The organism is Frankia sp. CcWB2 (assembly GCF_977927585.1).
The window spans coordinates 1-4,532 of sequence record NZ_CDWRCM010000165.1 but is presented as its reverse complement, the minus strand read 5'-3'; the positions used below and the strand labels follow the sequence as shown (position 1 = coordinate 4,532).

The 4,532-nt window shown below is 71.6% G+C and carries 6 protein-coding genes; 2 read left to right on the top strand and 4 right to left on the bottom strand.

Features of this window, described 5'->3' with window-relative positions; translation table 11 throughout:
* Together ACY45C_RS16175 and ACY45C_RS16170 are read right to left on the bottom strand one after the other, a co-directional pair.
* The coding region (locus tag ACY45C_RS16175) for a DUF3040 domain-containing protein (protein ID WP_462188415.1) at positions 1-182 on the bottom strand (182 nt) is incomplete at its 3' end.
* An 88-nt stretch (positions 183-270) separates the two neighbouring features.
* Complete coding sequence (locus ACY45C_RS16170; RefSeq protein WP_462188414.1) at positions 271-1,161, bottom strand: methyltransferase domain-containing protein; 891 nt, start codon at positions 1,159-1,161, stop codon at positions 271-273.
* Between ACY45C_RS16170 and ACY45C_RS16165 the strand changes: the two genes are divergently transcribed.
* Positions 1,160-1,393, top strand: coding sequence for a hypothetical protein (locus ACY45C_RS16165; RefSeq protein ID WP_462188413.1), 234 nt, complete (start codon positions 1,160-1,162; stop codon positions 1,391-1,393). The genes ACY45C_RS16170 and ACY45C_RS16165 overlap by 2 nt on opposite strands.
* Before the next feature lie 77 nt (positions 1,394-1,470).
* Here the strand turns inward: ACY45C_RS16165 and ACY45C_RS16160 are convergent, their stop codons facing one another.
* The gene (locus tag ACY45C_RS16160) at positions 1,471-2,112 is read right to left on the bottom strand and encodes an SAV_6107 family HEPN domain-containing protein (protein WP_462188420.1); all 642 of its coding nucleotides are present in this window, start codon (positions 2,110-2,112) and stop codon (positions 1,471-1,473) included.
* 74 nt (positions 2,113-2,186) lie between these two features.
* A complete protein-coding gene (locus ACY45C_RS16155) occupies positions 2,187-2,960 on the bottom strand; it encodes a hypothetical protein (RefSeq protein ID WP_462188412.1) in 774 nt (257 codons plus the stop codon).
* Positions 2,961-3,317: 357 nt separating this feature from the next.
* Between ACY45C_RS16155 and ACY45C_RS16150 the strand changes: the two genes are divergently transcribed.
* A partial coding sequence (locus ACY45C_RS16150; RefSeq protein ID WP_462188411.1) for an AfsR/SARP family transcriptional regulator occupies positions 3,318-4,532 on the top strand: 1,215 nt, incomplete at its 3' end.

The window sequence follows — 4,532 nt, the reverse complement described above, 5'->3', positions numbered from 1 at the left end:
ACCACGCCGACGACCAGGACGGCCAGACCGAGGACGAAGACGACCGCGCTGCGGCGCACCCGGCGCAGCAGGTAGGTACGGGGGTCCGTCGAACGGACGGTACTGGCAAACTTCGGATCGTCCTGTACGAGAGCGCGCTCGATCTGCTCCAGCAGGCGCTGCTCGTTCTCCGAGAGCGGCATCGACGCTCCTCCCACGACCTGTAGGCCCGGCGGACGGAACCTGATAACCAAGGATAGGCATGTGCGGGCGGGTGCGGTAGGCAACCTGTCATGCTGGTTGGAACCGAGCGATTCCCGTCACCTGGTCCGTGCCCGAACTGGGGTCTTTCATACCGGGAAATCCACGATCACGGGAACCGGCGGTGCCGGTTTCACAAGCGGTACCAGCGGCACGACGGCGGGCAAGCACATGCAGCTGTGCCGCGAGGTCACGGAACGGCTCCCGGGCGGCCGCGGCCAGTTCCAGGCGTAGCAGCCGCTGCGCGGTGAAGGCATCGGAGTCGACCAGTGCCCCGGGGACCAGGTCGGCGAACACGCGCACCCCGTGGACGTCGACGACGTCCGCGCCAGCCCCGTCCACCAGCGCGACGATCTCGGCGGTGGTGAACCCGGCGGCCGCCCGGGGCGCCCCGGTGCCCTGGCCGGTCAGCACGGCCTGCGCCTGCTCGAAGCGACCCGCCAGGGCACGGGCGAGCACTGTGGCAGCCCGGCCCGCGACGACGAGGCTGAGGACGCCTCCCGGGCGCAGCACCCGCAGGGCCCCCGCCAGCGCGGCCCCGGGATCGTCAACGACGTCGAGGACGGAGTGGCACAGCAACAAATCGGCGGTCTCGGTGCCGACGATGCCGGTCAGGTCGCCCAGATCGCCCTGCTCGGCCGTGACCCGGTCGGCGACGCCCCGTTCGTCGGCGCGACGGCGCAACGCTGCCAGGGCGTCCGGCGACGGGTCCACGACGATCACCAGGTAGCCCTCGACCGCCAGGGGGACAGCGAAGCTACCACTCCCACCGCCCGCGGCAACGATGATCGGCGGGATGGTCGCGGCCGTCGGGGCCACCGACCAGGCCGGAACCCCCGCTGCCGATCCGGGCAGGACCGTCCGCAGGCCGTGCCAGATCGCAGCCTGCCGCAGATCCGCGCCGGTGACATGGCTGGTCATGCGCGTCGTGCCTCCTCAGGCCGGCATCGCCGCCATCAGCCCGCTCGCCCACGCCGGAGGACCGGGCGCGTCACTGACCCACGGTGAGACCTATGACAACCCCGACGACCAGCCCGCCAGCCGACAGCCCTACGACCCGCAGTACCCAGCTGTTGCGACGCGCAACGGCGGACGGCACGGCCCGATGCGCGCCGCGGTGCCGATGCCCAGAACCGGTGAGGACCATCGATGATCTCCTGCTCCGCCAGCCACTGCCCCTCGGGGGGGTAACCGATAGTGACTGATGCTCATCGTAAACGCAACCGCTCGTCACCCGCCCGGGGCGTCGCCGGGCCGAGGGCAGGCTGACCGTGGTCGGCTCGGCGGCGTGACCATCGCGACCTCCCCACGCCCGACCGGACCGGTGCCGGCGATCACTGGTTGGGACGGCAGGCCCAGCACGCCCTCGACAACCCCGATGAACAGATCGACCTGATGGATCAGATCGTCGGCCTCCCGCCTGGTCACCACCTTCAGCCCGGCCTCGGCCGCCGATCGCCGGGCGGCCCCCGCCGCGAAGAACTCCGCCCACTCCGCGAGCTCGGGGGCCACCCGGACAAGCAGGCACCAGGCACTCACGGGCCGACCGCGACGACCGGGACGGGGCCGGGCCCGGTCCGCCAGGACGGCGGCCGCCGCCCGCAGCGCCGCGAGATGGGCGAGGGCGTAGCGATCCCCGGTCGTCTGGGCGTACTCGGCCTCACCGAGACCGCGCCGGGCGGCGACCAACAGATCGTCACGGGAGCGGCGGGGCAGCCCCGCCGCCGACACCAGGGTCCGTCCAACCGGCTCGGTGGACGCACCGCGCGGCCCGGTGGATCCACCATGGCCGCCGAACGCGCCCTTACTGCGGGCCGCTCCTCCCGCCGGGTCCGAGCCACTGATCGAGCCACTGATCGGCCGACTGGTCACGGTGGTCACGACACCTCCCAGATCTCGAACATAGGTTCGATCACAAAGTAGTGAACCCTCTCCGACGCCGCCCGTCAAGCACCTAGGTATCGAACACGCGATCGAGAAGATCCGACGACCTCGGACTCGACCACCCGAAGAAACCAGCCGAGGACGAGCAGGGCTACCACGTCGGGAACCCATCCCAGCCGCGGGTCCGCGACTTTCCCCCGACAGACATGTCCCGAACCCGCACCCGGCGTCCGGGCCACCCGGGTGACCCCCGGGTCGAGCGCATCCGGATTGGCCACGACAAGCGCCGTTCCGTCCAGCGCAAACCGGATGATGTTCACGTCGCGGTGACCCACGAGCCCGCTGGCGAACTCGCCGCGGATCGGCGTGAGCCAGCGCAGCGTGGCACCGTCCGACAGGCGCACCCGGCCCCCGTGGCGGCCTGGCTCGAAGGCGGCCAGGGGCACCCGTCCCATGGGTTCGACCAGACGGATCCCGGAACCATCGAGATCGGTCTCCAGCACGAACGGCCGGCCGGCCGCCATCAGCTCGACCCGGCCCCGCGACCACCAGTCGGCCAGCACCGCGCCCTCGCCGGTCTCTATGTGCACGTGCCGGACCGAGGCGTGCCGGGACACCGACTCGATCCGGAAGACCAGCTCGTGCGGCAGTCCGCCGGCCCGCCGCGGGAGAAAGCCCGCCCCGGCCGCCGGCCGCGGTGCCCGGGTCCGGGCCACCGCCGGGCCCGGACCCGGGCCCGCTGCCGACGCGGGCCGCCTCGCCAGGCTCCTGGGCACCGTGATCGCCATGCTCCCAACCCCCTCCGCCTCGCCGGCCGTCTCCCGGCCGCCTGCCACCCTCGGTTTCGTGGGCTCAGTGCACCTCCGAGCGATCAACGCCCACTGCACGCACAATCACCAGAACCATTGAGAATGTGTTGATCGAAACAGCCGGATTCCGCGATCGGGTCACGCGACGCCCCACGGAGCCGGACCGCTACCAGCGTCGCACCGGGCACCGGGCACCGGGCAGGCCTGACGCGGAAACGACAGGGGTCGTTCCAGATCGGTGGTTGCCGCCATGTCCCCTCCCGGCGCACGCTGCGGTAAACAGACATCACCGGGGGTCGTACGAGAGGACCAGATGCCCGACCGCGACAACCTGCAGTTCGCCATCCTCGGCCCGTTGGAGATCACCGCCGGGGGGCACCCATCGTGCTAGGCGGCACCCAGCGCAAGGTGCTGATGGCCGCGTTGCTGCTGGAAGCCGGTCAGGTGGTGCCCGGTCACCGGCTGCTGGAGGTGATCTGGGGGGATCCACCGCCGGAGAAGGCGCTGGCCACATTGCGCACCCATGTCAGCGAGCTGCGGCGGCGGCTGGAGACCGGGCCCGAGGTGCTGTTGCGCAAGGGGACCGGGTACGTCCTCGACGTACGCCCGGAGCAGATCGACTCCGAACAGGCCCGTCGGCTGCTGGAACAGGGCCGGCGCGCGGTGGACGACGGTGACCCGGTGAGCGCGATCGCCCCGCTGCAGGAGGCCCAGGCCCTCTGGCGGGGACCGCCGCTGGTCGACCTGATCGACTACCCGTTCACCCGGGCCTACGTGGACGCCCTCGACGAACTCCAGCTCGACGTCGTCACGACCCGGATCGCCGCCGACCTCTCCCTGGGTCGTCATCGCGAGGTCATCGGGGATCTGCGCGTGCTGGTGACACGGCACCCCCACGACGACGGGCTGCGCCGGGAGCTGGTTCTCGCCTTCTATCGGGACGGTCGGATCGAGGACGCGGCCCGGGCCTGCCGAGAGGGCCTGGAGGCACTGCACGACCTGGGGCTGGACTCCGCGATGTTGCAGCAGCTGCAGGAGGACGTGCTGCGCGGCACGTCCAGCCTGGTCTGGACCCCGCCCCGCTCGCTCGACCGGCCGGTCTCCGTGGCGCCCACGAGCCAGGGGGGATACCAGCTGCCCCCGGACATCCGCGAATACACCGGGCGCGACACGATCCAGGCCCAGGTGCACGCCATGCTGACCGATCCGGTCGGGCTGTCATGGGGAACCGTGGTGGCGGCGTTCGCGGGTAAGGCCGGCGCCGGCAAGACCGCCTTGGCCGTGCACGTCGCGCATCGCGTCCGCACGGGGTTCACCGACACGCTGTACGTGGACCTGCGGGGCAACAGCACCCCACTGGACCCGGCCCGGGTGCTGTCCCGGTTCGTCCAGACGCTCGGGGTCAGCCGCTCCGCGGTACCGGCCGACCCCGACGATCTCGGCGAGATGTACCGGGAGCTGCTCGTGACCCGCAAGGTTCTGATCATCCTCGACAACGCGGGGGGCGAGGCGCAGATCCGGCCGCTGATGCCGACCAGCCCGGGCTGCGCGGTCATCATCACGAGTCGGTCGCGGCTGCACGGCCTGAACGCCCCGTAC